The sequence below is a fragment of the Paenarthrobacter aurescens genome (assembly GCF_025421775.1).
Classification (GTDB): Bacteria; Actinomycetota; Actinomycetes; order Actinomycetales; family Micrococcaceae; genus Arthrobacter; species Arthrobacter aurescens_B.
Window position 1 is genome coordinate 1 of the sequence record NZ_JAOEFX010000826.1, and the last position, 229, is coordinate 229.

At 38.9% G+C, this 229-nt stretch carries 1 protein-coding gene; it reads right to left on the reverse strand.

The window, feature by feature from the left end; genetic code table 11:
• Positions 1–229 (reverse strand): hypothetical protein (locus tag N7568_RS25725; protein WP_261612429.1); only part of this gene is annotated, 229 nt, incomplete at both ends.

Genomic DNA, 229 nt, shown 5'->3' on the forward strand with positions numbered 1-229 from the left:
AACAGTACGTCCTATTTCACCATCTTCAACCAATTCACCCTCTAAACTTTTCGAATCTTCTCCGATTACTTTTTGTACACTCTCCGGTTGTGTATTAGCTATGCTCATTGTTACCTTCACTTGGTAGGTTCCAGGTTCGAAGGCTTCCCCTTTATTGCTGAATTGTTCACTTTCAAAAACTCCATTTTCGACAACTACTTTAGTCTGACCTGAATATCCATTTTCGTTT